The sequence below is a fragment of the Bartonella sp. MR168JLCBS genome (assembly GCF_042194175.1).
The window spans coordinates 1-290 of sequence record NZ_JBHIMP010000506.1 but is presented as its reverse complement, the minus strand read 5'-3'; the positions used below and the strand labels follow the sequence as shown (position 1 = coordinate 290).

Below are 290 nucleotides of genomic sequence, written 5' to 3'. Positions count from 1 at the left end.
GGCCAATTGTAACTTGTGTTTCAGGAAAGAGTTCTTGCACTGCTTCGGCTAAAACATGCGCACAATCGTGGCGTATGAGTTCAAGGGCACGTGGATCTTCGCGGGTAATGATTTCTATTTGACCAGACTGTCCTAATGGATCCGATAGATCTCGGGTGATTCCATTAAGGCTATAGGCAACTGCTTTTTTTGCAAGTGATTTAGAAATGGATGCAGCCAATTCTAAACCAGTCATTTCATTGGGGTAATCACGTTTTGAACCATCAGGAAAAGAGAGAGAAACAGAGCAA

The 290-nt window shown here is 43.1% G+C and carries 1 protein-coding gene; it reads right to left on the bottom strand.

Annotated elements, in window-relative coordinates; all coding sequences use genetic code 11:
* Positions 1 to 290 (bottom strand): TGS domain-containing protein (locus ACFIK8_RS12285; RefSeq protein ID WP_375669589.1); only part of this gene is annotated, 290 nt, incomplete at both ends.